Here is a 26,389-nt window from a genome sequence, read left to right on the forward strand (position 1 = left end):
AGCCTACGGGGTCCGGACCCCCGTTCCGTGCCCGGGGCGGCCACTGGGCACAAATCGCCTGCTTGCCGTAGGAAATCCGCCGTAACCCGGAATTCGCCGGGGTCACTCCCCGGCAGGCGCATGCTCCGCGGCCGTGCGTACGTCGATCTCCCGCCAGAACCCGGCACGGATCGCGTACCGGTCGTGCTCGTCGATCTGGTCGTCCTTGTGGGCGAGCAGCCCGAACCGGGCGGCGTACCTGAGCAGCTCCCCGTCGATCCGGTGCGGGATCCGCGGATACATCCCGGACAGCTTCTGCAGATTGTTCTGCTCCCCGAGCCGCTCCATCCACCGCCGTGCGAAGACCTGCCCCACCTCGTAGGGGTCGCCGCCGACCGTCGTGATGTCCTCCTCCCGGTCGGCCCACCGCTGCTCCGCCGTGGTCAGCTGCGCCAGCGTCGGCATGGAGGCGGCGTCGGGTGGTTCGGCCGCGACGCCGGGCCGGTCGACCCAGCCCTTGTCCGAGGACCACCGCAGGGTCGCGCTCGCCGGGTTCGGGGCGGGCGGCACACCGGGCGCGCGCAGGGCGGCGAGGTCCTTGGGCGTGGGCACACCCTTGGGCGCGGGCACCCGCTCCTGTGTCCCGTTCTCCGAGGCGGCGGCCTGCGCGTGCTCGGCCTCCTCGGTGGCCCGCTGGGTCGTCGCGCCGAGCGCCGAGTCGGGCAGCGGCGCGGACAGGATCGCGGCGATCTCGGGGCGGGGCACGGGCGGCGGCGCGCACACCCCGGTGAGCTCCTTGGCGCGTACGGCCTTGGTGATCCACGTGCGGTCGAGCACGCGCCGCTCGTCCGCCTCGGCGACCAGGTCCTCGGACTGGTTGTAGTCGCCGTCGGCGGCCTGTACGGCCCACAGATGTACGGCGACCCCGTGCTCCTTGGCGGCCATCATGCCCGGCAGCAGATCCCCGTCACCGGTCACCAGCACGACGTCCGAGCAGGCGCGGTTGCGGGCCAGTTCGGTCAGCTCGGCGTGCATCGCGGCGTCCACGCCCTTCTGTGCCCAGCGGCCGTCGCTTCGGGTCAGGGCACCGAGCCGGACGGTGACCCGGGGCATCACCCGCAGCCTGCGGTGCTCGGGCTGCGGGACGCGGTCGGGGGCGCCGTCGAACCAGTAGATACGCAGCAGGGGCTGCTGGGTGTCGGACTCGGCGCGTTCGCGTAGGCCCTGGATGAGGGCGGCGTGATCGACGGCGATCCGGGACCGGGACGGTTCCCCGGCGAGCAGGCTGGCGGCGGCCCCCAGCAGATACCCGGCGTCCACCAGGACGATGCAGCGGTCCACGCGACTCACCCTCTTCCCGGGAGTTTTGCTTTGGGCTTCCTTCGAGTCTGCCCGACCACGCGGGGGTTAACGGGGCGAACTCGATCTTCGGCGTGGCGTTTCGGGGCATCGACTCCTCGGTGCGCCATGCCTCACGCCCCGACAACCGCTGTTACGCACGGTAATTATCCGAAATGCGTTCTTAGTCAGCCTATGTGAGTCTGGTCCCGGCCCTGGCCCCTAGATCCCCCACAGGAGGCATCACCATGGCCAAGAACAAGAAGCAGGACCGGAAGCAGCCGCAGTCCGAGCGTGGTCAGCAGCAGGCTCAGCAGTCCGCGATGGAGACGCAGACCGAGCAGCGCGCCACGCAGGTGACTCCCGGCGACATGGCCCGCAAAGGCCGGCAGAAGCGCTTCGGTCACAACTGACGTCTGCATATCGGGTCGTTGAGACCCAGGCACATCGAGAGGGGCGCACCCCGTGCGAGGTGCGCCCCTCTCGCGCATTCAGCGCCGACGCTTCGGCGTCCGGCCGTTCAGCCCGCCAGACAGGACGGGCCGAGCAGCACCTTCAGGTCACCGAAGAGCGCCGGGTCGGGCTTCACACGGTGCCGGTCCAGCCGCAGCACCGTCGTCTTGGTCGGGCCCTGGAGCTTGATACGTACCTCGCTGTCGCCCTTGTGATGGCTGAGGATCTCGCCGAGGCGGTTGATCATCGGCGGGGTGACCCTGGTGGCCGGGATGGTGAGGATCACGGGCGCGTTGGTGCCCGCGTTCGACAGGTCGGGGACCTGGAGCTCCATCGCGACCAGCCGCGGCACGTCCTCGCGCTTGTCGAGGCGGCCCTTGACGAACACGACGGCGTCCTCGACGAGTTGGGTCGACACCAGCTGGTACGTCGCCGGGAAGAACATGCACTCGATGGAACCGGCGAGGTCCTCGACGGTGGCGATCGCCCACGCGTTGCCCTGCTTGGTCATCTTGCGCTGGAGGCCCGAGATGATGCCGCCGATGGTCACGACGGCACCGTCCGCGTGTTCGCCGCCGGTCAGCTGGGCGATGCCCGCGTCGGCCTTGTCGGACAGCACGTGCTCCAGGCCGAACAGGGGGTGGTCGGAGACGTACAGACCGAGCATCTCCCGCTCCTGGGCGAGCAGATAGGTCTTCTCCCACTCGTCCTCGGTGAAGACGACGTCGAGTCCGAAGCCGGGCTCGTTGCTCTCCTCCTCGCCCATGCCGCCGAAGAGGTCGAACTGGCCCTCGGCCTCCTTGCGCTTGACCGCGACCACGTTGTCGATCATCGGCTCGAAGTGCGCGGTGAGGCCCTTGCGGGTGTGCCCCAGGCTGTCGAACGCGCCCGCCTTGATCAGCGATTCCGTGGTCCGCTTGTTGCACGCCACCGCCTCGACCTTGTCGAGGTAGTCGGGGAAGGAGCCGTACTTGCCCTTGGCCTTGCGGCTCCTGATGATCGACTCCACCACGTTCGTGCCGACGTTGCGCACGGCTTCGAGGCCGAAGAGGATCACGTCGTCGCCCTGCGCGGCGAAGTTGTGCACCGACTCGTTGACGTTCGGCGGGAGCACCTTGATGCCCATGCGCCGGCACTCGTTGAGGTAGACGGCCGACTTGTCCTTGTCGTCCTTGACCGAGGTGAGCAGTCCGGCCATGTACTCGGCGGGGTGGTTGGCCTTCAGGTAGGCGGTCCAGTACGAGACCAGGCCGTACGCGGCGGAGTGCGCCTTGTTGAACGCGTAGCCGGCGAAGGGCACCAGCACGTCCCACAGGGCCTGGATGGCCTCGTCGCTGTAGCCCTTGTCGCGGGCGCCCTTCTGGAAGAGGACGAAGTTCTTCGCCAGTTCGTCGGGCTTCTTCTTGCCCATCACGCGGCGGAGGATGTCGGCCTCACCGAGCGAGTACCCGGCGATGATCTGGGCGGCCTTCTGCACCTGCTCCTGGTAGACGATCAGGCCGTAGGTGACGGCCAGGACCTCTTCGAGGGGCTCCTCCAACTCCTTGTGGATCGGGGTGATCTCCTGGAGCTTGTTCTTGCGCAGGGCGTAGTTGGTGTGCGAGTCCATGCCCATCGGGCCCGGACGGTACAGCGCCGACACGGCGGAGATGTCTTCGAAGTTGTCGGGCTTCATCAGCCGCAGCAGCGAACGCATCGGACCGCCGTCGAACTGGAAGACGCCCAGGGTGTCGCCGCGCTGGAGGAGTTCGAAGGTCTTCGGGTCGTCGAGCGGCAGGGCCAGCAGGTCGAGGTCGATGCCCTTGTTGGACTTCACCATCTTGACGGCGTCGTCCATGATCGTCAGGTTGCGCAGGCCGAGGAAGTCCATCTTCAGCAGGCCGAGCGACTCGCACTGCGGGTAGTCCCACTGCGTGATGGTCACGCCGTCGGTGTGCCGCACCCAGATCGGGGCGTGGTCGACGATGGGCTCGCTGGACATGATCACGCCGGCGGCGTGCACGCCCATCTGCCGCACCAGGCCCTCGACGCCCTTGGCGGTGTCGATGACCTTCTTGACGTCCGGCTCGTTCTCGTACATCCCGCGGATCTCGCCCGCCTCGCTGTAGCGCGGGTGCGAGGGATTGGTGATGCCGTCGAGGTCGATGCCCTTGCCGAGGACGTCGGCGGGCATCGCCTTGGTGAGGCGGTCGCCCATCGCGTACGGGTAGCCCAGCACGCGCGCGGAGTCCTTGATGGCGTTCTTCGCCTTGATCTTGCCGTAGGTGCCGATCATGGCGACCTTGTCGGCGCCGTACTTCTCCGTCACGTACCTGATCACCTCGACGCGCCTGCGCTCGTCGAAGTCGATGTCGACATCGGGCATGGAGACACGCTCGGGGTTGAGGAACCGCTCGAAGATCAGGCCGTGCGGGATCGGGTCGAGGTCGGTGATGCCCATGGCGTAGGCGACGATCGAGCCGGCCGCGGAGCCTCGGCCGGGGCCGACCGCGATGCCGTTCTTCTTGGCCCACATGATGAAGTCGGCGACCACGAGGAAGTAGCCCGGGAACCCCATCTGGATGATGACGTCCATCTCGTACTCGGCCTGCTTCTGGCGGTCCTCGGGGACGACGCCGGAGAACCGGCGCTCCATGCCGCGGCGGACCTCCTCCTGGAACCAGGTGACCTCGGTGTAGCCGTCGGGGATGTCGAACCTCGGCATGAGGTTCTTGGCCTCGAACATGCCGTCGGTGTCGACCATCTCGGCGACGAGGAGCGTGTTGGCGCACCCCTCCTGCCAGGCGTCCGAGGAGTCGACGGCGTACATCTCGTCCGTGGACTTCAGGTAGTAGCCGGTGCCGTCGAACCTGAAGCGGTCCGGGTCGGAGAGGTTCTTGCCGGTCTGGATGCACAGCAGGGCGTCATGGGCGGTCGCCTCGTGCGCGTACGTGTAGTGCGAGTCGTTGGTGACCAGCGGCGGGATGCCGAGCTTCTTGCCGATCTCCAGCAGGCCCTTGCGCACCCGGTGCTCGATCTCGATCCCGTGGTCCATCAGCTCCAGGAAGTAGCGGTCCTTGCCGAAGATGTCCTGGTAGTCGGCGGCGGCCTTGAGGGCCTCCTCCTCCTGGCCGAGGCGCAGCCGGGTCTGCACCTCGCCGGAGGGGCAGCCGGTGGAGGCGACGATCCCCTCGGACCACTGGGAGATCGTCTCCTTGTCCATCCGGGGCCACTTCTGGAGCCAGCCCTCGGCGTACGCGTCCGAGGACAGCCGGAAGAGGTTGTGCAGGCCCGTCTTGTTGACGGCCCACATCGTCTTGTGGGTGTAGCCACCGGAACCGGAGACGTCGTCCCGCTTCTGGTGCGGCTGGCCCCACTGGATCTTGCGCTTGTTGCGCCGGGACTCGGGGGCGACATACGCCTCGATCCCGATGATCGGGGTGATTCCGGCCTTCTTCGCGGTGTGGAAGAAGTCGTATGCCCCGTGGAGGTTGCCGTGGTCGGACATGGCGATGTGCGTCATGCCCATCTCGTTGCACGCGTCGAACATGTCCTTCAGCCGCGCGGCACCGTCCAGCAGCGAGTACTGGGTGTGGACGTGCAGGTGCGTGAACGGCGGCTTTGACACGGCGTGGCCTCCAGGGAAAACGCTCGGCAACGGGCTGGCGGACAGTTCGGGGGACAGCGTCGAAGTCTATGCCTCGGCACTGACACTCCGAGGGCTGCCCCGCGTACCTTCACAGCGAGGGACGACGGGCACTTTCGTCCGCCCCCGACCGTTGAAGACGACAGAAACGCTGTCGTACACGTTCATGCACCAGGAGGCACCCAGCGATGTCGGTCCCCAAGCTCAACGGCGAGCAGCGCGGCGACGAGATCCTCGCCGTCTTCGACACCGCCTTCGGCGAGCTCCTGGCCGCCGACCCGGCCGCGTTCCGCGTGAAGTTCCGGAAGATGGCGGCCTCGGCCTTCGCGTTCTACCGCGGCACGGCGTGCCTCTTCTACCACGATCTGGAGCCCGAGAAGCGCGGCGGACCGTACCTCGACGAGCGCACCTCGCGCGTGTGGATCCACGGCGATCTGCACGCGGAGAACTTCGGCACGTACATGGACGCCAACGGCCGCCTGATCTTCAACGTCAACGACTTCGACGAGGCCTACGTCGGCCCCTTCACCTGGGACCTCAAGCGCTTCGCCGCCTCCGTCGCCCTGATCGGGTACGCCAAGGCGCTCGGCGACGAGCAGATCACCGAGCTGGTGCGGATCTACGCGGCCGCCTACCGCGAGCGCGTGCACGCCCTGGCGACCGGCGCCAAGAGCGACGAGGTGCCGCCGTTCACGCTGGACACCGCGCAGGGCCCGCTCCTGGACGCGCTGCGGGACGCCCGCTCCCTGACCCGCTTCGGGCTGCTGGACTCCATGACCGAGATCCGCGACTTCGAGCGCCGCTTCGCGCCGGGCGGCGGCTCCATCGAGCTGGACGCGGCCACCCGCTACAAGGTGCTGGCCGCCTTCGACGGCTACCTGGAGACGCTGCCGGACGCGTCGCTGGCCCGCCCGGACTCGTACCGGGTGAAGGACGTCGTCGGCCGCCGCGGCATCGGCATCGGATCGGCCGGACTGCCGTCGTACAACATCCTCCTGGAGGGCCACACCGACGCCCTCGAGAACGACGTGGTGATCTACATCAAGCAGGCCCAGACCCCGGCCGTCTCCCGGCACATCACGGACCAGGCGCTGCACGACTACTTCCAGCACGAGGGTCACCGCACGGTGATCTCCCAGCGCGCCCTGCAGGCGAACGCCGACCCGTGGCTGGGCTGGACCGAGCTGGACGGCGCGGGCCAGCTGGTCGCCGAGGTCTCGCCGTACGCCGTGGACCTGGACTGGGGCGACATCGACGAGCCGGAGGAGATCGCGGCGGTGGTCGCCGATCTCGGGCGGGCCACGGCCACGATGCACGCGGCGGCGGACGACACCTCCGGCGAGTCCCTGGTGCCGTTCTCCACCGAGCGCGCCATCGACGCGGCGATCGCGGCCGACGAGGAGGGCTTCGCCGAGCTCCTGGTCGACTTCGCGCACTCCTACGGCGCACGCGCGCGTGCCGACCACCAGACCTTCGTGGACCTCTTCCGCAACGGCCGGATTCCGGGTCTGTGACGGAAAGGCCGCTCCCTGGCCCGCACCGTCTCTTCACAGGCACCCTTTAGGGGTCTCTTACAGGCCCACGTGACACACTCTCCACCGCTATGGACATATCCGGGACCCAGCTGCGAGCCGTACGCGCGGCGCTGTTCACGTCACTCGTCGTGACGCTCAGCACCGCGTCGCACGTGCTGCTCTCGCGGGCACCCCTGCCGTTGAACACGGTGGCCCTGCTCGCCGCCGCCGTGTTCGTCCTGGCGTACACCCTGGCCGGCCGCGAGCGGACCTTCGGGCGGATCGCCGCCCTGCTGATCCCGCTGGAGCTGGCCGCCGACACGATCCTCACCACCGGCCAGCACGTCTGTTACGGCAAGGCGGGCGGACCGGTCGCCGGTCCGCTGGCCTCGGTCGGCTGGGACGTCCTGTGCGGCGACGGCACCCGGGTCGGCACCCCGCTGGCCCAGGTCACCGGCACCGACCCGGACAAGCTCGGCGGCCTCCTCGCCCACGCCGACCCGGCCACCGCCTGGCTGCTGCTCGGCGCGCACGTCGGCGTCGGCCTCCTCGCCGCCGCCTGGCTGCGCCGCGGCGAGCGGGCCCTGGCCCAGCTGGTGCGGGCGGTCACGGCGACGACGTTCCGCCCGCTGCTGCTGGCGGTGGCGGCCGTGGCCGTACGGCTGCCCCGGTCGGGCCGCCGCCTGCCGCGCCCCACCCGCCGGACGGCCGCCGCCCGCAACCGCCTCTTCGTGCACTCCCTGGGACGGCGTGGACCACCCTGCTCGCCCGCCTTCACCTGCGCGTGAACGGCACCCGAGCACACCACACTCCACCCATTCGTATCCCGCACACGACGTGTGCGTGTCCCCATGGAGATCACCAACATGAGCAAGCGGAACAGCCAGGCGGCGAAGTCGGCGGCCCGGGAGCGCCTGCGCGCCGAGCGCGAGCGCGAGGCCAAGCGAGCGAAGGTCAGGCGGCAGCTCATCGTCGCCGCCTCGGTCGTCGGCGTCCTGGCGGCGGCCGGCGGCATCGGCTATGCGGTCGTCCAGGCCAACAAGCCCAGTCACTGGGAGGCCGTGAAGGACAAGAAGGTCGTCACCCCGGCCAACACCACCGGCACGAACGGCACGACCGTCGTCATCGGCAAGGACAGCGCCAAGAAGACGGTCAAGATCTACGAGGACCCGCGCTGCCCCGTCTGCGCCTCGTTCGAGCAGGCCGTGGGCCCGACCGTCGACAAGGACATCGAGGACGGCAAGTACAAGGTCCAGTTCGTCGGCGGCACGTTCCTCGACGGCGACGGGCTGAAGGACGGCAAGATCGGTTCCAACGGCGAGGGCTCCAAGAACGCCATGAGCGCCATGGGTGCCGCGCTGAACGTGAGCCCGGAGGCGTTCCTCGAGTACAAGACCGCGCTCTACTCGACGAAGTTCCACCCGGCGGAGTCCGAGGACAAGCTGGCGGACGACAAGTACCTGATCGAGATCGGCGACTCGGTCCCGGCCCTGAAGAACAACGCCAAGTTCCAGAACGCCGTGAAGAAGGGCACCTACGACGCCTGGGCGCTGGCCATGTCCAAGAGCTTCGACACCAACAAGGACGGCGTGACGGGCACGCCGAGCTTCGTCGTGGACGGCAAGATCCTGGAGACCTCCAGCCCCAACCAGCCGTGGACGGCAGCCGAGTACACCAAGGCGGTGGACGCGGCCCTCAAGGGCTGACGCCGACCGGAATTCCGGCCTCCGCGTGAAGAGCGGGCGAACTTTCCCAAGTTCGCCCGCTCTTGCTCATACCGATCAGTAACCTGATCGGCTGTGACCAGTCGATACAGATCATCCGAACAGCTCAATTCCCTTACCCCGCGCCGCCGTACGGTCGTCAAGGCCGCGGCGGCGACGGCTGTGCTGGCCGGCCCGCTCGCCGCCGCGCTGCCGGCCAAGGCCGCCGACGCGGCCCCCGCCTTCCTGCACGGCGTCGCCTCCGGTGACCCGCTGCCCGACGGCGTCCTGCTGTGGACCCGGGTGACGCCCGCCCCCGGGGCCACCCCCGGCTCGGGGCTCGGTGCGGACACCGAGGTCAGCTGGGTCGTGGCCCGGGACAAGTCGCTGATGAACATCGTCGCCAAAGGCTCGACCACCGCGAGGGCCGCCTCCGACCACACCGTCAAGGCGGACATACGCGGCCTGGAGCCGGCCACCGACTACTGGTTCCGCTTCTCGGCCGGCGGCACGGACTCCCCGGTGGCGCGTACCCGCACCGCGCCGGCGGCGAACGCGTCCGTCGCGGGCCTGCGCTTCGGCGTGGTCTCCTGCGCCAACTGGGAGGCCGGTTACTTCGCCTCGTACCGTCACCTGGCCGCCCGCGGCGACCTGGACGCCTGGCTGCACCTCGGCGACTACATCTACGAGTACGGCGCCGGCCAGTACGGCACGCGCGGCAAGTCCGTACGGCAGACAGCGCCGGCCCACGAGATCCTCACGCTCGCCGACTACCGCATCCGGCACGGCCAGTACAAGACGGACGCGGACCTCCAGGCCCTGCACGCGAAGGCGCCCGTCATCGCGATCTGGGACGACCACGAGATCGCCAACGACACCTGGTCGGGCGGCGCCGAGAACCACACCGAGGGCGCCGAGGGCACCTGGGCCGCGCGCCAGGCCGCCGCCAAGCAGGCCTACTTCGAGTGGATGCCGGTGCGCCCGGCGATCGCCGGCACCACCTACCGCAGCCTGCGCTTCGGCAAGCTCGCCGACCTCTCCCTGCTCGACCTGCGCTCCTTCCGCTCGCAGCAGGTCACCGTCGGCAACGGCGACGTCGACGACCCGGACCGCACGCTCACCGGGCGGGCCCAACTGGACTGGCTGAAGGCGGGGCTGAAGTCCTCCGACACCACCTGGCGCCTCGTCGGCAACTCGGTGATGATCTCGCCGTTCGCGATCGGCTCCCTCACCGCGGACCTGCTCAAGCCGCTCGCCAAGCTGCTGGGCCTGCCGCAGGAGGGCCTCGCCCTCAACACCGACCAGTGGGACGGCTACACGGACGACCGCCGGGAACTGCTCGCCCACCTGCGCTCGAACGCGATCCGCAACACGGTGTTCCTGACCGGCGACATCCACATGGCATGGGCCAACGACGTGCCCGTGGATGCCGGTACCTACCCACTGTCCGCCTCCGCCGCCACGGAGTTCGTCGTCACGTCGGTCACCTCCGACAACCTCGACGACATCGTCAAGGTCCCCGAGGGCACGGTCTCCGCGATCGCGTCCCCGATCATCCGAGCCGCCAACCGCCACGTCCACTGGATCGACACCGACCGCCACGGCTACGGCGTCCTGGACATCACGGCCGAGCGCGCGCAGATGGACTACTACGTCCTGTCCGACAAGACGAAGCAGAGCGCGACCTCGTCCTGGGCCCGTTCCTACCGCACCCGCAGCGGCACGCAGAAGGTCGAGCGGACGTACGACCCCGTCTGACGCGGACGTACGGCCTCGCCGAACGGCCCCTAGAGGGCGTCGAGGAAGCCGAGTGCCACCCGCCAGGTGGCCTCGGCGGCCTCCTCGTCGTAGTCCGGCAGGGCCGGGTCGGTATAGAGGTGGCCGGCCCCCGCGTATCTGTACACCTCGACGTCGGCGCCCGCTCGGCCCATCTGGAGATACCAGGCGCTCAGCCAGTCGTCCGTCTCGAACGGGTCCGGCTCGGCGACGTGCAGCTGCACCGGCAGATCGTCCACCGAGGCGTTCGCCGCGATGTCCGACGTGCCGTGCAGGAGCAGCAGGCCGCGGGCCTTGTCGTCGCCCAGCGCGAGGGTCTGCGCGACGGACGCGCCGAGCGAGAACCCGGCGTAGACCAGCCCGCGATCCGAGTAGGCCGCGGCGGCCAGCACGGCCCGCTTCAGCACCTCGTCCTTGCCGATCTGCTCGTTGAACTCCATGCCCTCCTCGACCGTCTCGAACGTGCGTCCCTCGAAGAGGTCCGGCGTCCATACCTCGTGTCCGGCGGCGCGCAGCCGGTCCGCTGCCTCGCGCACCGCAGGCCTGAGGCCATAGGTCGAGTGAAAGAGCACGATGTTCATGAGGCCATCGTGCCAGCCGGGTCCGACAACGCCGTGACCACCGCCTCACCGACGCACATGTTCATGACCCCCTTCGGCTGGTTACGTTCGAAGGCATGGAGAACATACTCCGCCCGCTGGTCGTGATCGGCGGCTCGGTCCTGCTCACCCTGATCATCGGGTGGGCGACCGACCGCCTCATGCGCAAGGCAGACGAACGGCACAGTGAGTCGCCCCTGTGGGGTCTGCTGCGCCGCGCCCGCGTCCCCTACCAGCTCGTGCTGTGCGCGGCCCTGCTCAGAGGGTCGTACGACGAGGCCGAGCTGCTCCAGGAGAACCGGATTGCCGTCGGCCGGGTACTGACGCTGGTGCTGATCGGAGCGGCCGCCTGGCTGGCGATCCGGATCGCGGCGGCGGTCGTCGAGACGACGTACAGCCGTTACGCCCGTGTCCACCGAGATCCGGCCCGGGTCCGGCGGGTGCGCACACAGGTGACGTTGATCATGCGTGTGGTCGCGGCGGTCGTCGGCGTGGTCGCCGTGGCGGCGATGCTGCTGACCTTCCCGGCGTTCCGCGCGGCCGGAGCCTCGCTGCTGGCCTCGGCCGGCATCCTCGGCATCGTCGCCGGTGTCGCGGCCCAGTCCACGCTGAGCAACATGTTCGCCGGGTTCCAGATCGCCTTCGGGGACATGGTGCGCCTCGGGGACACGGTCGTGGTGGATGGCGAGTGGGGCACGGTCGAGGAGATCACGCTGACGTTCCTGACCGTACGGACCTGGGACGAGCGCCGGATCACGATGCCTGTGTCGTACTTCACGTCGAAGGCGTTCGAGAACTGGTCGCGCGGCGGCGCCCAGATGACCGGCACCGTCTTCCTCCACGTCGATCACTCGGCGCCGATGGAGAAGATGCGCGAGAAGCTCCGCGACATCCTGCGCGAGTGCCCGGCCTGGGACGGCCGCGACTACGGCCTGGTCGTCACCGACTCCACGCCCAGCACCATGGAGGTGCGGGCCCTGGTCACGGCGAAGGACGCCGACGACCTGTGGACGGTGCGGGTCACGGTGCGCGAGCAGCTGGTCGGCTGGCTGGCCGACGAGCACCCGTACGCACTGCCGCGCGTCAACGCGGCGGACGCGGCACTGCCACCCGGCTTCCCCGTCCCGGGCCGCCTCCCGGCCCGCCGCACCTACCAGCACGACCACCAGCCGACGGCGCGTCCCGACGTGCCCTGAGAGGCTCAGTGGCCGCGCTCGGCCCCACCGTTGACCTGGATGATCTGCGAGGTGATGTGCCCGGCGGCGTGTGACGCCAGCCAGTGCAGGGTGGCGGCGACGTCGCCGGGCGTGGCCGCGCGCCCGGTCGAGGTCTCCGCGACCAGCCGGTCACGCCGCTCCTCGTCCATCGCGCCGCCGAAGAACTCGGTGTCCTCGACGTACCCGGGCGCGACCACGTTCACGGTGATCCCGCGCGGCCCCAACCGCCGGGCCAGGTCATGGGCGTACGGATGCAGCGCCGCCTTGGACGCCGCGTACGCCACGTTGCCGGACCCCCGGAAGGCGGCGATGGAGCCGATGAACAGCACCCGCCCGCCGGGGTCGGCGAGCCGGTCCTTCAGGGCCTCGGTGAGCAGTGCCGCGGTCAGGGTGTTGAGGCCGAAGTTGAGGGTCCAGTTGTGCAGGACCACGTCGAGGGGCTCGTCGCTGTCCACCTTGGGCTCCAGATGGCCGGCCCCTCCGGCGCTGTGGATCAGTACGTCCACGGTGCCGAGCTCCGCCGCCACGAAGCGCTCGACGCCCCGCGCACCGCGCGGCTTGCTCAGGTCCGCGGCGTAGGTGAGGGCGCCGGGCACGCCGGCCTGCTCCAGCACCTCGGCGCGTCGCCCGAGCAGCAGCACCTGATCCCCGTCCGCCGCGAACAGCTGCGCCGTCGCGAGCCCGATTCCCGTACCGCCACCACTGATCACCACGTTGCGAGCCATGGTCAGAGCGTACGGAGGGACAGCCGCGGGCGCGGGGATCACCGCAGGCTGCGCACGTCCAAATGCCGCAGTACCCGGTCGACCACCTCGGGATCGGACCCCGGTTCACTGCGCGCCGCCAGCACCTCGTGCCGCGCCGCGCTCAGCAGCTCGCCCTGGATCCGCCGCACCCGTTTCAGCCGCCGCGCCCGCTGCTCATGCGCCTCCCTGCGCTCCTCCTCGCCCAGGTCCGGGCTGATCCGCACCCCGATCTCGAACGCCCGGCGCAGCATCTGCTCGGCGAGGTCCTCGGGCAGGTCCTCGACGGACTCGATCTCCCGCAGCCGCCGCTTCGCCGCCTTGGCCGCGCGCACCGCCAGCTGCTTCTCGAACTCCTTCTCCTGCTCGCTGTCGGCGCGCACCCCGAGCCGCTTCACCAGCCACGGCAGGGTCAGTCCCTGCAGCACCAGCGTCGCCATGATCACCCCGAACGCGATGAACACGATCTCGTCCCGGTCGGGAAAGGGCGCGCCCGAGTCCGTCTCCAGCGGAACGGCCAGCGCCAGAGCCACCGAGGCGACGCCACGCATCCCCGACCACCACATCACGACGGTCTCGCGCCAGCTCGTCGGGATCTCCTCGTCGTAGTCCCGTCTCGCGTGCATGCGTTTGGTGAGCCAGGTCGCCGGCAGCAGCCACAGCAACCGCACCGCCACGACGACGCCGACCACCGTGGCCGCCCAGCCGAGCATCTCGCTCCACCGCCCGGACGCCGTCCGCACGGCGATGTGCAGTTCGAGCCCGATCAGCCCGAAGGCGACGCCGGTGACCAGCGTGTCGACGATGTCCCAGAAGGTGTGCCCGGCGAGCCGCGTCATCACGTCGTCGGCGTCGGTGGCGTACTCGGCGAGGAACAGGGCGGTGACCAGCACGGCGAGCACACCCGAGCCTTGGAGTTCCTCGGCCAGCACATACGAGGCGTACGGCACGAGCAGCGTGAGCGAGATCTGCAGGGTCGCGTCGCCCAGCAGATCCATCAGCTTGTTGGCGCCCCATCCGAGGGCGAGCCCGACGGCCAGCGCCACCACGGCGGAGAGCACCAGATCGAGCCCGGCCTCCCACGGGGAGAAGGTTCCGCTCACGGCGGCCGCGATCGCCACGTGGTAGAGCACGATCGCGGTCACGTCGTTGAAGAGCCCCTCGCCCTCCAGGATGGACACCAGACGCCTCGGCAGCCCGAGTTGCCCGGCGACAGCGGTCGCCGCGACCGGATCGGGCGGCGCGACGAGTGCACCCAGCGCCACGGCGGCGGCGAGCGGCAGTCCCGGCACGATCGCGTGGGCGACGGCGGCGACGCACAGCGTCGTGACGAACACCAGCGCCACGGCCAGCAGGAAGATGGGCCGCAGATTCGCCGCGAACTGCCGCCACGATGTGCGCCGTACGGCCGCGTAGAGCAGCGGCGGCAACAGCAGCGGCAGGATCAGTTCCGGCGGAATCTCGACGTTGGGCACGAATTCGAGCAGCGCGAGAACGATCCCGAGCAGGGTCATCAACACCGGCGCCGGCAACCCGAACCGGTCCCCCACCGGGACACTGATCACGGCCCCGAGCAACAGCACGAACAACAGGGCCAACTGATCCACGGTCAGCGCTCCGGTGAGCTCGGGGTCCACACAGCAGACCTCAAGCCTGCCATGGCACCCTTCCCACCAGCGCCTTAGGGCCCTCGGCTAAAGAGCGCGCCGCATCGCCCGGTGCGGTATGCCCGCGTCCGGGAATTCCGGGCCGTAGGCCTCGTACCCCAGCCGCTCGTAGAACCCCAGCGCATGTGTCTGCGCGTGCAGATCGACGGCCGCGAGCCCCTGCGCGCGTGCCGCCTCCTCGATGGCCCGCACCAGGGCCGCCCCGACGCCGAGGCCGCGCGCCGCCTGATGCACGGCGAGCCGGCCGAGCGAGCCCACGAACGAATCACCGTCGACCTTCGCCGCGGCCGCCTCCCCGTGCAGCAGCCGCCCGGTGCCGAGCGGCGTCCCGTCCTCGCGGACCGCGAGCACATGCACGGCACCCGCGTCGTAGGCGTCGTACTCGATCTCCTGCGGGACGCCCTGCTCGACGACGAAGACCTCCTTGCGCACCGCGAAGCAGGCCTCGCGGTCGGCGGGGTCGTCGGCGACCCGCACGGCGTACGACGGGTCGTGCGACGGAGCGCTCATGCCCACGTCTCCTCGCGGACCTGGTCCAGGGCCTTCTGCAGGTCGGCGGGGTAGTCGCTCTCGAACTCGACCCACTGGCCGTCCCCGGGGTGCTCGAAGCCGAGCCTTACGGCGTGCAGCCACTGGCGGGTCAGCCGCAGCCGCTTGGCGAGCGTCGGGTCGGCGCCGTAGGTGAGGTCGCCGACGCAGGGGTGCCGGTGGGCGGCCATGTGGACGCGGATCTGGTGGGTGCGGCCGGTCTCCAGCTTCACGTCGAGCAGGGAGGCCGCGCGGAACGCCTCGATGAGGTCGTAGTGCGTGATCGAGGGCTTGCCGTCGGCCGTGACCGCCCACTTGTAGTCGTGGTTGGGGTGGCGGCCGATGGGCGCGTCGATGGTGCCGCTCGTCGGGTCGGGGTGGCCCTGGACGAGCGTGTGGTAGCGCTTGTCGACCGTGCGCTCCTTGAACTGGCGCTTGAGCGACGTGTACGCATGCTCCGACTTGGCGACGGCCATCAGGCCGGAGGTGCCCACGTCGAGCCTGTGCACGATGCCCTGGCGCTCGGCGGCGCCGGACGTCGAGATGCGGTACCCGGCAGCGGCCAGGCCGCCGATCACCGTGGGGCCGCTCCAGCCCGGCGACGGATGCGCGGCGACGCCGACCGGCTTGACGATCACGACCACGTCATCGTCGTCGTGCACGATCTCCATGCCCTCGACCGGCTCGGCGACGACCTGCACCGGGGCGGGTGCCTGCGGCATCTCCACCTCGAGCCAGGCCCCGCCGTGCACCCGCTCGGACTTCCCGACCACCGAGCCGTCGACCGTGACCTTCCCCGCCGCGGCAAGCTCCGCGGCCTTGGTACGGGAGAAGCCGAACATGCGGGAGATGGCGGCGTCTACACGCTCGCCCTCCAGGCCGTCGGGCACGGGCAGGGTGCGGATCTCGGGAATCGTACTCACCCGTCGAGTATGCCGGACGGGCCGGACACCCCCGTACGGAGCCTGTGGATAACTCAGGCCGGGCGGCCCTGGTGCCGGCCCCGGCGGACTCAGTCCTTGTGGACGGTCCCGTCCGGGTCCAGCCCCCTGAACGAGAGCAGCACGATCAGGATGCCGCCGCACACGATCGCCGAGTCGGCCAGGTTGAACACCGCGAAGTGCTTGGGCGCGATGAAGTCGACGACCGCGCCCTCGAAGACGCCCGGCGAGCGGAAGATCCGGTCGGTGAGGTTGCCGAGCGCACCGCCGAGCAGGAGGCCGAGCGCGATCGCCCAGGGCAGGCTGTACAGCTTGCGGGCGAGCCGGGCGATCACCACGATCACGGCCGCCGCGATCACCGTGAAGATCACGGTGAAGGCCTCGCCGAAGCCGAAGGCGGCGCCCGCGTTGCGGATCGCCTCGAACTTCAGCCAGTCCCCGATGATCTCGATCGGCGGCTGGTGCTCCAGCTTGGCCACCACGATCATCTTGCTGATCAGGTCGAGGGCGTACGCGAACGCGGCCACGCCGAACAGCACGGCGATCCGGCGCCGGCCGCGCGGCCGCTCGGCGGTGTTCCCGGCGTCACCGGTATCCGTCGTGCTCCCGTCGGAATGCTCCGGCTCTGCTCCCGCCGCCTCTGGGGTGTCCGGCGTACCGATGATGCGCTCCGCCTCTGCCACGTGAGTCCCTCAACCTAGGTACCTGACTGAGGACGAGAGTACGGCACGTCCGGCGGCACCCGCCTACCGGTCAGTACCGGCGTTCTTGCTTCTGCTTGCACTCGACGCACAGGGTCGCGCGCGGGAAGGCCTGCATGCGTGCCTTGCCGATCGGGTTGCCGCAGTTCTCGCACAGGCCGTACGTGCCCGCGTCGAGCCGCTCCAGAGCCCGCTCGGTCTGTTCGAGCATCTCGCGCGCGTTGGCGGCGAGCGCCAGCTCGTGCTCCCGCGTGATGTTCTTGGCGCCGGTGTCCGCCTGGTCGTCGCCGGCACCGTCCCCGGAGTCCCGCATCAGGCCCACTAGGGACTGCTCGGACGAGGTGAGCTCCTCGCGCAGCCGCGTCGCCTCGGCCATCAGCTCGGCGCGGGCCTCATCGACCTCCTCCGGGGTCCAGGGGTCCTCGCCGGGGCGCACCGCGAGCTCGCCGGGCTCCACCGCCGCGACGACGCGTGCCTTGGGAACGGCGGTCTTGGCCGCCGTGGCCGTGCCAGGAGTCTTCTTCGCAACCACTGTCGTGGCTCCCGTCTGCTCCGCGGCCTGCGCCGCGCCCGCCTTCTTGGCCCTGCTCTTGGCGCCCGCACGCTTCCCGGCCGCACCCACGCTCCCCTTGGACGCGCCCTTCTCCACCACGCCGCCCTCCTCAACGCCCCCACCGGAGCGCCCCGCCCCACCGACCGCCTTCTTGCCGTCCCCTACCCGCCCGCTCACCTTCTTGCGAACGCCCTTCCCGGCCGCCTCCCGTTCCCGGACGGCCTTCTTACCGGCCGCCTTCGCACCGACCTGACCAGCGGCCACTGAGCCGGCCGCCTCCTCGCCGACCTCCACCCGCCCGGCCGCCTTCTTACGGGCGCCCTTCCCGGCCGCCTCCCCTTCCTGAACGCCCTTCTTACCGGCCGCCTTCGCACCGACCACTCCCTGCCGGGCACCCTCCTGATCGACCGCCACTGAGCCGACCGCCTCCTCGCCGACCACTACCCGCCCGGCCGCCTTCTTACGGGCACCCTTCCCGGCCGCCTCCCCTTCCTGAACGCCCTTCTTACCGGCCGCCTTCGCACCGACCTGACCAGCAGCCACTGAGCCGGCCCCCTCCTCACCGACCTCCACCCGCCCGGCCGCCTTCTTACGGGCACCCTTCCCGGCCGCCTCCCCTTCCTGAACGGCCTTCTTGCCCGCCGCCTTCGCACCGACCACTCCCTGCCGGGCACCTTCCTGATCGACCGCCACTGAGCCGACCGCCTCCTCGCCGGCGCCTACCTGACCGGTCACCTTCTTATGGGCCGCAGCCTTGCCGGCCGTCCCCTTGCCGGCCGATTTCTTCCCAGCCGCCTTCGCGCCGACCGCTACCTGGTCGGTCGCCCCCTTGCCGGCCGACGCCTTACCGGCCGTTGTCTCCCCGGCCGCTACCCGGCCCGTCGCCTTCCTAGTGGCCGCTGCCCTGCGAGGCGTTTGCTTCCCTGCCGCTCTCTTCCCCGCCCCTGCCTCGCCAGTCGTCCCCTTACCGGCCGACGTCGTCCCGGCAGACACCTCCTGGGTCGCCTTCTTGCCGGGCGCGGCCTTCCCGCCCGTTGCCTTCCCGCCCGCCACCTGACTGATCGCCTTCTTCGCAGCCTTTTGCCGACCGGCTGCCTTCCCACCAGCCGCCGTCTTACCGGCCGAGACGCGCCCAGCCGCCCTCTTGGGCGCCAGCTCCCCGGTCGCTTCGTCTGCAACGGTCACTTTCACGGCCACCTTCTTGGCGGCACCTTCCTTGGCCACGGCCTTCTTGGACGTGCTTGTCCTGGCTGCGGCCTTCTCAGCCGCGCTCTTCCGGGCCGCTGCCTTCTTGCCCGCAGTGCCCTCGGCTGCCGCTTCCATGGCGACCGCCTTCTCTCCCAACGCCTCTCGTGCCGCCGATCCCTCGGCTGCCTTGCCCCCGGACACGGCCTTCTTGGACCGCGCCTTCTTGGACCCCGCAGCCTTACCCGCAGACTCCCTGACCACCGCTTTCTCGGCCACCGCACCCTGAACGGACGCCCCCTTGCTCCCCGGCGCCTTCGCTTCGGCCGTCTTGGCCCCCGCCCTCTTCGCCGCAGCCCCGGTGTCCACCCCCGCCGTCGTGACCGCCTTCTCAGCAGCCGCCCCCTTGCCCGCCTTCGAGCCCTTCCCCTTCCCACCCTTCCCCGCCGCCGGCTCACCGGCCCCCTCCGAAGCACCCCTCTTCGAAGCGCCCTCCTTGGCGGCGGAGCCCGACTCCCCCGCCCCACCCCCGCCAACCCCCCGGACCGTCTTCACCGGCTTCCCGTCCCGCGCCCCCGCGGCCCCTCCCCGCGCACTCTTCTTCCCACCCACACTCTTGGCCGCACCGTCGGCGGCCATCACCCCGCCGGAGGCACCCACCCCGCCGGAGGCCAGCACTCCGGCGGAAGCACCCGCCCCACCAGAACCACCTACACCGCCGAAGGCCTCCGCACCCACACCCGCCCCGGCGAAGGCCTCCGCACCCGCCCCACCGGAAACACCCACCCCACCAGAGCCACCCAATCCGCCGGAGGCACTCGCATTGGTGGACCTGCCCGACGCCGACTGCTGTACGGCGGTCTTCTTCGCCACCATGCCGCGGCCCCTTCACATATTGTGATCTTGCTCGCGAATCGTGCTGGGACGATAAATCGACTTGAGTCCCGCGGCAACGGGGCACACCGCCCGATTCGCCCGCCTCGCGCATGCAGCGCGACAGACCTGCATCCGTTGTGCCCAGCTCCCCGCGGGGTATGCAGACGAGCCGGACGTCCCAAAATCCGAACAGACGTACCGCTCCATTCGGGTCATCCCGGCTCGGACACGATCCCCGCCCCCAGGGCCCGAAAATCCGGTCGGCCGCTGTCCCCGCGGCGCCGTACACTGGGCGGAGCGAAAAGCATGGATGGGGACGAGTAGCGGCGTACGCAGCCCAGAGCGACCCGGGGACGGTGGAAGCCCGGGGGCCGGCGCGACGTGAAGATCACCCCGGAGCCGTCGGAAGAAAGCCGCAGCCCAACAGCAGCGGCCGGTAGAACCGGCATCGCGACCCCAATGAGGGGGCTCACCGACGCACACCCCGCGCCGGAGGGCCAAGGAGGGTGGTACCGCGGGAGCGCGCCGAAACCGGCGTACGGAAAGACTCGGCTCTCGTCCCTCCGGACGGAAGGCAGCAAGTCCGCCGGAGGAAGCTCGCTGATGACAACGCCGACGTACCGCCAGGTACCCGCCCAGGTCGACCTGCCCGCCCTCGAGCACGCCGTGCTCGACTTCTGGCGCGAGCAGAAGATCTTCGCCAAGAGCCTGGACCAGTCCGAGGGCCGCCCCGAGTGGGTGTTCTACGAGGGCCCGCCCACTGCCAACGGCATGCCCGGCGCCCACCACATCGAGGCCCGCGTCTTCAAGGACGTCTTCCCCCGCTTCCGCACCATGCGCGGCTACCACGTGGCCCGCAAGGCCGGCTGGGACTGCCACGGCCTGCCGGTGGAGCTGGCGGTCGAGAAGGAGCTCGGCTTCAGCGGCAAGAAGGACATCGAGGCGTTCGGCATCGCCGAGTTCAACGCCAAGTGCCGCGACTCCGTGCTGCGCCACACCGACGCCTTCGCCGACCTGACGACCCGCATGGGCTACTGGGTCGACCTCGACGACGCCTACGTCACGATGGAGCCCGAGTACATCGAGTCCGTCTGGTGGTCCCTCAAGGAGATCTTCAACAAGGGCCTCCTCGTCCAGGACCACCGCGTCGCCCCCTGGTGCCCCCGCTGCGGCACCGGCCTGTCCGACCACGAGCTGGCGCAGGGCTACGAGACGGTCGTGGACCCGTCCGTGTTCGTCCGCTTCCCGCTCACCTCCGGCCCGCTCGCCGGCGAGGCCGCGCTCCTGGTGTGGACGACCACGCCCTGGACCCTCGTCTCCAACACGGCGGTCGCCGCCCACCCCGAGGTCACCTACGTCGTCGCGACGAACGGCGAGGAGAAGCTCGTCGTCGCCGAGCCGCTGGTCGCCAAGGCCCTCGGCGAGGGCTGGGAGACCACCGGCCAGACCTTCACCGGCGCCGAGATGGAGCGCTGGAACTATCAGCGGCCCTTCGAACTCGTCGAGTTCCCCGCCGAGGCGCACTACGTGGTCAACGCGGAGTACGTCACGACCGAGGACGGTACGGGTCTGGTCCACCAGTCCCCCGCCTTCGGTGAGGACGACCTCAAGGTCTGCCGGTCGTACGGGCTGCCCGTCGTGAACCCGGTCCGCCCGGACGGCACCTTCGAGGAGGACGTCCCGCTGGTCGGCGGCGTCTTCTTCAAGAAGGCGGACGAAAAGCTCACCGAGGACCTCCAGCAGCGCGGTCTGCTCTTCAAGCACATCCCGTACGAGCACAGCTATCCGCACTGCTGGCGCTGCCACACCGCGCTCCTGTACTACGCGCAGCCGTCCTGGTACATCCGCACCACCGCCATCAAGGACCGCCTCCTCCAGGAGAACGAGAAGACCAACTGGTTCCCGGACACGGTCAAGCACGGCCGGTACGGCGACTGGCTGAACAACAACATCGACTGGGCGCTGTCCCGCAACCGCTACTGGGGCACCCCGCTGCCGATCTGGCGCTGCGAGGACGACCACCTCACGGTCGTCGGCTCCCGCGCGGAGCTCACCGAGCTCACGGGCACCGACCAGTCCGCGCTGGACCCGCACCGCCCATACATCGACGACGTGACCTTCGCCTGCCCGCAGTGCGCCAAGACGGCCACGCGCGTGCCGGAGGTCATCGACGCCTGGTACGACTCGGGTTCGATGCCGTTCGCGCAGTGGGGCTACCCGTACAAGAACAAGGAGCTGTTCGAGAGCCGGTATCCGGCGCAGTTCATCTCCGAGGCCATCGACCAGACCCGCGGCTGGTTCTACACGCTGATGGCGGTCGGCACCCTGGTCTTCGACAAGTCGTCGTACGAGAACGTGGTCTGCCTCGGCCACATCCTCGCCGAGGACGGCCGCAAGATGTCCAAGCACCTGGGCAACATCCTGCAGCCGATCCCGCTGATGGACCAGCACGGCGCGGACGCGGTGCGCTGGTTCATGGCGGCCGGCGGCTCCCCGTGGGCGGCACGCCGCGTGGGCCACGGCACGATCCAGGAGGTCGTCCGCAAGACGCTCCTGACGTACTGGAACACGGTCGCCTTCCAGGCCCTGTACGCCCGTACGTCGAACTGGGCGCCGTCCGCGGCCGACCCGGCCCCCGCCGACCGCCCGGTCCTGGACCGCTGGCTGCTGTCCGAACTGCACGCGCTGACCGACCAGGTGACCCAGTCCCTGGAGGCGTACGACACCCAGCGCGCCGGCAAGCTGCTCTCGGCGTTCGTCGACGACCTGTCGAACTGGTACGTCCGCCGCTCGCGTCGCCGCTTCTGGCAGGGCGACAAGGCGGCCCTGCGCACCCTGCACGAGGTCGTCGAGACGATCACCAAGCTGATGGCCCCGCTGACCCCGTTCATCACCGAGCGGGTCTGGCAGGACCTGATCGTGCCGGTGACCCCGGACGCGCCGGAGTCGGTGCACCTGGCGTCCTGGCCCGAGCCGGACCTGTCGGCGATCGACCCGGAGCTGTCGAAGCAGATGGTCCTCGTCCGCCGACTGGTGGAGCTGGGCCGTGCCACGCGCGCGGAGTCGGGCGTGAAGACCCGCCAGCCGCTGTCCCGTGCGCTCATCGCGGCCACCGGCTTCGACGGCCTCGACCGCGAGCTGCACGCGCAGATCACGGAAGAGCTGAACGTCACATCCCTCGCGTCCCTCTCCGAGGTCGGCGGCTCCCTCGTCGACACGACCGCGAAGGCCAACTTCCGCGCCCTGGGCAAGCGTTTCGGCAAGCGCGTCCAGGACGTGGCGAAGGCCGTCGCGAACGCGGACGCGGCGGCGCTGTCCCTGGCCCTGCGCGAGGGCACGGCGTCGGTGGAGGTCGACGGCGAGACGGTCACGCTCGCACCCGACGAGGTGATCATCACGGAGACCCCGCGCGAGGGCTGGTCGGTGGCGTCCGACTCGGGCGCGACCGTGGCCCTGGACCTGGAGATCACGGAGGAGTTGCGCCGCGCGGGCCTGGCCCGTGACGCGATCCGCCTGATCCAGGAGGCCCGTAAGAACAGCGGCCTGGACGTGGCCGACCGCATCGCCCTGCGCTGGACGGCGACGGACGCGGCGACGATCGCGGCGCTGGGCGACCACGCCGAGCTCATCGCCGACGAGGTCCTGGCGACGGACTTCGCCCAGGGCGAGGCGGACGACTCGTACGGCTCCGCCTTCATGGATGAGGGTCTGACCCTGACGTTCCGCCTGCGCAAGCAGTAGCGGGACCCGGCCGCACGACCGAAGGCCCGTGCCCACCAAAGAATCTTGGTGGGCACGGGCCTTCGGCGTTGCGTGCGTCGGACACCACACCCGGCTCCGAACAAACACCGCAAACTCCATGAACACGCGTAGCAAAAGGGCGGGGCCCCGGATCGAAATCCGGGGCCCCGCCCTGAACGCTGCCAGCGTCTACGGCGTACTACCAACCGTCAGTTGTCGTCCTCGTCGATGAGGAACCCGCGCATCGGCGACGGGGCCTGGCCCATGGGGCCCGGACCCTGCGGCCGGACCGGCGCCATCGGCTGGGTCATCGCCGGGGACATCTGCTGCTGACCGCCGTAGGACGGAGCAGCCGGGGACGGGCCGCCGCCCATCGTCTGGTTGCCGCCGTAGGACGGGGCACCCGCGCCGGCCGGTGCCATGGAAGGCGCCGGGGACGGCGGGAGAGACGCGGTGGCCGGAGTACGCGGCGGGGCGAGCGAGTCGTCCGCCTGGGTCTCCAGCTGGCGCAGCTGGGACTCGAGGTAGGACTTCAGCCGCGTGCGGTACTCGCGCTCGAAGCCACGCAGGTCCTCGACCTTGCGCTCCAGCGTGGCGCGGGCGGACTCCAGGGAGCCCATCGCGACACGGTGCTTCTCCTGCGCGTCCCGCTCCAGGGCGTCCGCCTTGGCACGGGCGTCACGCTCGAGACCCTCGGCACGCGAACGTGCCTCGCCGACGATCTTGTTGGCCTCGGAACGGGCCTCGGCGATCGCCTGGTCGGCGGTCTGCTGGGCAAGCGACAGAACGCGCGCGGCGCTGTCGCCACCGGGGCCGCCCTGACCGGGACCGCCCATCGGGCCACCCATAGGACCGCCCATCGGGCCGCCCATCTGCTGCATGGGGGGCTGGCCCATCGGCCCCGGACCCTGGCCCATCGGACCGGGACCCTGCGGGCCACCCTGACCGCCGGGACCGGCGGGCAGCTGCGGGGCGCCGCTCGGCAGCTGGGGCGGGCCACCCATGGGGCCACCCATCTGCTGCTGCGGCGGGCCCGATATCCCAGCGGGGACAGGAGCCCCAGGACCGCGCATGCCCTGCTGGGGCATACCGCCCTGCTGAGGCATGCCGCCCTGCTGCTGGTCCTGCGGGCCGCCGGGGCCCTCAGGGGGCTTGCGCATGTTCTGCTGGTTCTGGGCAGCAGCACGCGTGGCCGCGGCCAGCTTGGCGCGCAGGTCCTCGTTCTCGCGGAGCAGGCGGGTCAGTTCGGCTTCGACCTCATCGAGGAAGGCATCGACCTCGTCCTCGTCATAGCCTTCTCGGAGGCGGACGGTCGTGAACTGCTTGTTCCGCACGTCCTCGGGGGTCAACGGCATCTCTTCACCTCAACGTAGTCGTCGGCAGTCGGCAAGACCGTATCTCTCACATCGCTCACATCGCGCTCCGCACGAGCGTGATCAGGATGTAGACGATGATCATCAATACGAAGAAGGACAGGTCGAGCGCCACGCCCCCGAGACGCAGCGGCGGGATGACCCGCCGCAGAAGCTTGAGCGGTGGATCAGTGACAGTGTAGGTGGCCTCCAGAACGACCACCATCGCCTTGCCGGGTTGCCACGAGCGGGCGAACTGGAAGACGTAGTCCATGACCAACCGGAAGATAAGCACGATGAGGAGAACCATCAGCGCGATGTAGAGAACCTGCAGAACCACGCTCATGACTGGTGCTTCCCTCTCCCCTGTTCCCTGATCCGTGCGTTTGTTTCCGGTGGTGCGTCTCAGCTCTGGTTGAAGAACCCGCCCTCTGCGATACGGGCCTTGTCCTCCGCCGTGACATCGACGTTAGCAGGCGACAACAGGAACACCTTCTGCGTCACCCGCTCGATGCTGCCGTGAAGACCAAACACCAAACCTGCCGCAAAGTCGACAAGTCGCTTCGCGTCTGTGTCATCCATCTCAGTCAGATTCATGATCACCGGGGTGCCTTCACGGAAGTGTTCCCCGATGGTACGGGCCTCGTTGTAGGTCCGCGGGTGAAGTGTGGTGATCCGGTACGGCTCTCGTTCCGACACGACCTTGGGCATGATCACCGGTGCGTTCTTCTCCAGGCTTGCGCGTTCTTGTGTGATGGACGCCACGGGCGCAATGCGCGCCGGACGGCTGGATTCCGCGGGGAGCGAAGTCGATCGGGCCACGGGTTCACGCGGCGCGGGCGGCTGCACGATTCGCACCTCTTCGTCCCTTTGGGACGAATGTGCACTGTGGGACTGGTGGGACGGCTCATGCCGTCGGTGGTCCCGCTCGGGCTCCGGGTCCAGTTCGGGCTCGAAGTCGTCGTCGGGGTCGAACCCCCGGCCGTCGTACCCATCGTCCTCCACGAGGCCGAGGTAGACCGCCATCTTGCGCATCGCGCCGGCCATGCTCTGAGTCCTCCGCTCTGTGGTGGATCGGCTGACGACTGCCAAATGCCTGCGATCCACACGGTCGTTACGCCCGCCTTTCGGCGACATTGACCATATTTTCTGCTGTGGTCCGACTTCTTGGCGACGTTACCCGAGCCTGGGGCGGACTCCGAGTACCGCGGTGCCGACGCGCACATGTGTCGCTCCGGCCGCCACGGCGTCCTCGAGATCCGCACTCATCCCTGCCGACACCATGTTCGCAGTCGGATGAGCCCGGCGCAGGTCAGTCGACAAATCCATCAAGCGCTCGAACGCCGCCTGTTGGCGCCCCTCGTACTCCCCGCTGAGCGGCGCGACGGTCATGAGCCCCTCGAGGCGCAGCCCCGGAGCCTTCGCGACGAGGTCGGCCAACTCCGCGACCCCACCGGGCGCCACACCACCCCTCTCACCCCGCGCGCTCTCTCCCGCATCCAGCGCCACCTGGATGAGGCAGCCCACCTCCCGCTCCTGCCGTACGGCCTCCTTCGACAGCGCCGTCACCAGCTTGGAACGATCGACGGACTGCACGAGATCCGCGTAACCGACCACGGATCGCACCTTGTTGGTCTGCAACTGACCGACAAAGTGCCAAGCGAGGGGGAGATCCGTACAGGCGGCTGCTTTCGGGGCCGCGTCCTGATCGCGGTTCTCGGCGACATGACGCACGCCGAGCTCCGACAGCATCCGTACATCGCTCGCCGGGTAGGTCTTGGTGACCACGATCAGGGTCACCTCCTCGCGCCCGCGCCCGGCGGCCGCGCAGGCGGCGGCGATCCGCTCCTCCACCTTTGCGAGGTTCGCGGCCAGTTCGCCCTTACGGTCTGTCATGC

The 26,389-nt window shown here is 69.8% G+C and carries 20 protein-coding genes; 7 read left to right on the forward strand and 13 right to left on the reverse strand.

Translation table 11 applies throughout. The features are described from left to right. Positions 1-102: 102 nt before the first annotated feature. Positions 103-1,320: an NYN domain-containing protein gene (locus ACZ7M7_RS01780; protein ID WP_383596675.1), complete on the reverse strand. Its 1,218-nt coding sequence runs from the start codon at positions 1,318-1,320 to the stop codon at positions 103-105. 245 nt (positions 1,321-1,565) lie between these two features. Here ACZ7M7_RS01780 and ACZ7M7_RS01785 point away from each other — a divergent pair, with 245 nt between their 5' ends. Next, positions 1,566-1,730 (forward strand): hypothetical protein, encoded by a 165-nt coding sequence (locus ACZ7M7_RS01785; protein ID WP_369270446.1) that lies wholly within the window; start codon positions 1,566-1,568, stop codon positions 1,728-1,730. A gap of 107 nt (positions 1,731-1,837) precedes the next feature. On the opposite strand, the gene dnaE is transcribed toward ACZ7M7_RS01785, so the two are convergent. Beyond that, on the reverse strand, positions 1,838-5,377 hold the full coding sequence (dnaE, locus tag ACZ7M7_RS01790; RefSeq protein ID WP_383596672.1) for a DNA polymerase III subunit alpha: 3,540 nt from the start codon (positions 5,375-5,377) through the stop codon (positions 1,838-1,840). Between the two features lie 206 nt (positions 5,378-5,583). On the opposite strand from dnaE, the gene ACZ7M7_RS01795 reads away from it, so the two are divergent. The 4 genes from ACZ7M7_RS01795 (at position 5,584) to ACZ7M7_RS01810 (ending at position 10,370) form a co-directional block, all read left to right on the forward strand. Then, entirely contained in the window at positions 5,584-6,909 is a 1,326-nt protein-coding gene (locus ACZ7M7_RS01795; protein WP_383596669.1) for a DUF2252 domain-containing protein, read from the forward strand. 89 nt (positions 6,910-6,998) lie between these two features. Beyond that, entirely contained in the window at positions 6,999-7,697 is a 699-nt protein-coding gene (locus ACZ7M7_RS01800) for a hypothetical protein (protein WP_472111799.1), read from the forward strand. Between the two features lie 78 nt (positions 7,698-7,775). Further along, entirely contained in the window at positions 7,776-8,615 is an 840-nt protein-coding gene (locus tag ACZ7M7_RS01805; RefSeq protein WP_383596663.1) for a thioredoxin domain-containing protein, read from the forward strand. A 93-nt stretch (positions 8,616-8,708) separates the two neighbouring features. Further along, positions 8,709-10,370, forward strand: coding sequence for an alkaline phosphatase D family protein (locus tag ACZ7M7_RS01810; protein WP_383623849.1), 1,662 nt, complete (start codon positions 8,709-8,711; stop codon positions 10,368-10,370). A 29-nt stretch (positions 10,371-10,399) separates the two neighbouring features. Here the strand turns inward: ACZ7M7_RS01810 and ACZ7M7_RS01815 are convergent, their stop codons facing one another. After that, the gene (locus ACZ7M7_RS01815) at positions 10,400-10,969 is read right to left on the reverse strand and encodes a dienelactone hydrolase family protein (RefSeq protein ID WP_472111802.1); all 570 of its coding nucleotides are present in this window, start codon (positions 10,967-10,969) and stop codon (positions 10,400-10,402) included. Positions 10,970-11,064: 95 nt separating this feature from the next. On the opposite strand from ACZ7M7_RS01815, the gene ACZ7M7_RS01820 reads away from it, so the two are divergent. Next, positions 11,065-12,183: a mechanosensitive ion channel family protein gene (locus ACZ7M7_RS01820; RefSeq protein ID WP_472111805.1), complete on the forward strand. Its 1,119-nt coding sequence runs from the start codon at positions 11,065-11,067 to the stop codon at positions 12,181-12,183. A 5-nt stretch (positions 12,184-12,188) separates the two neighbouring features. On the opposite strand, the gene ACZ7M7_RS01825 is transcribed toward ACZ7M7_RS01820, so the two are convergent. The 6 genes from ACZ7M7_RS01825 to ACZ7M7_RS01850 all read right to left on the reverse strand — a co-directional run bounded on the left by ACZ7M7_RS01825 (position 12,189) and on the right by ACZ7M7_RS01850 (position 17,880). Then, the gene (locus tag ACZ7M7_RS01825; RefSeq protein WP_472111808.1) at positions 12,189-12,929 is read right to left on the reverse strand and encodes an SDR family NAD(P)-dependent oxidoreductase; all 741 of its coding nucleotides are present in this window, start codon (positions 12,927-12,929) and stop codon (positions 12,189-12,191) included. Between the two features lie 38 nt (positions 12,930-12,967). Further along, positions 12,968-14,554, reverse strand: a complete 1,587-nt coding sequence (locus ACZ7M7_RS01830; RefSeq protein ID WP_472113856.1) for a Na+/H+ antiporter — start codon at positions 14,552-14,554, stop codon at positions 12,968-12,970. A gap of 87 nt (positions 14,555-14,641) precedes the next feature. Beyond that, positions 14,642-15,124, reverse strand: coding sequence for a GNAT family N-acetyltransferase (locus ACZ7M7_RS01835; RefSeq protein ID WP_472111811.1), 483 nt, complete (start codon positions 15,122-15,124; stop codon positions 14,642-14,644). Next, positions 15,121-16,065, reverse strand: coding sequence for an RluA family pseudouridine synthase (locus ACZ7M7_RS01840; protein WP_369270456.1), 945 nt, complete (start codon positions 16,063-16,065; stop codon positions 15,121-15,123). The genes ACZ7M7_RS01835 and ACZ7M7_RS01840 overlap by 4 nt, the downstream gene beginning before the upstream one ends. Positions 16,066-16,154: 89 nt before the next feature. Beyond that, positions 16,155-16,766, reverse strand: a complete 612-nt coding sequence (gene lspA / locus ACZ7M7_RS01845) for a signal peptidase II (RefSeq protein ID WP_471017494.1) — start codon at positions 16,764-16,766, stop codon at positions 16,155-16,157. Positions 16,767-16,836: 70 nt separating this feature from the next. Further along, on the reverse strand, positions 16,837-17,880 hold the full coding sequence (locus ACZ7M7_RS01850; RefSeq protein ID WP_472113859.1) for a TraR/DksA family transcriptional regulator: 1,044 nt from the start codon (positions 17,878-17,880) through the stop codon (positions 16,837-16,839). Between the two features lie 2,121 nt (positions 17,881-20,001). Here ACZ7M7_RS01850 and ileS point away from each other — a divergent pair. Beyond that, positions 20,002-23,139, forward strand: coding sequence for an isoleucine--tRNA ligase (gene ileS, locus ACZ7M7_RS01855; protein ID WP_472111815.1), 3,138 nt, complete (start codon positions 20,002-20,004; stop codon positions 23,137-23,139). Positions 23,140-23,348: 209 nt separating this feature from the next. Here the strand turns inward: ileS and ACZ7M7_RS01860 are convergent, their stop codons facing one another. From ACZ7M7_RS01860 to ACZ7M7_RS01875, 4 genes are all read right to left on the reverse strand, one after another. Beyond that, positions 23,349-24,494, reverse strand: coding sequence for a DivIVA domain-containing protein (locus ACZ7M7_RS01860; RefSeq protein ID WP_383596635.1), 1,146 nt, complete (start codon positions 24,492-24,494; stop codon positions 23,349-23,351). A gap of 55 nt (positions 24,495-24,549) precedes the next feature. Continuing rightward, positions 24,550-24,837 carry a YggT family protein gene (locus ACZ7M7_RS01865; protein WP_328428366.1) on the reverse strand — a complete coding sequence of 96 codons (288 nt, stop codon included), beginning with the start codon at positions 24,835-24,837 and terminating at the stop codon, positions 24,550-24,552. A 59-nt stretch (positions 24,838-24,896) separates the two neighbouring features. Then, positions 24,897-25,538 carry a cell division protein SepF gene (locus ACZ7M7_RS01870; RefSeq protein ID WP_383596631.1) on the reverse strand — a complete coding sequence of 214 codons (642 nt, stop codon included), beginning with the start codon at positions 25,536-25,538 and terminating at the stop codon, positions 24,897-24,899. Between the two features lie 129 nt (positions 25,539-25,667). Then, positions 25,668-26,387, reverse strand: a complete 720-nt coding sequence (locus tag ACZ7M7_RS01875; RefSeq protein WP_383596628.1) for a YggS family pyridoxal phosphate-dependent enzyme — start codon at positions 26,385-26,387, stop codon at positions 25,668-25,670. Between the last annotated feature and the right edge of the window lie 2 nt (positions 26,388-26,389).

Source organism: Streptomyces sp. NPDC111606, from assembly GCF_055656945.1.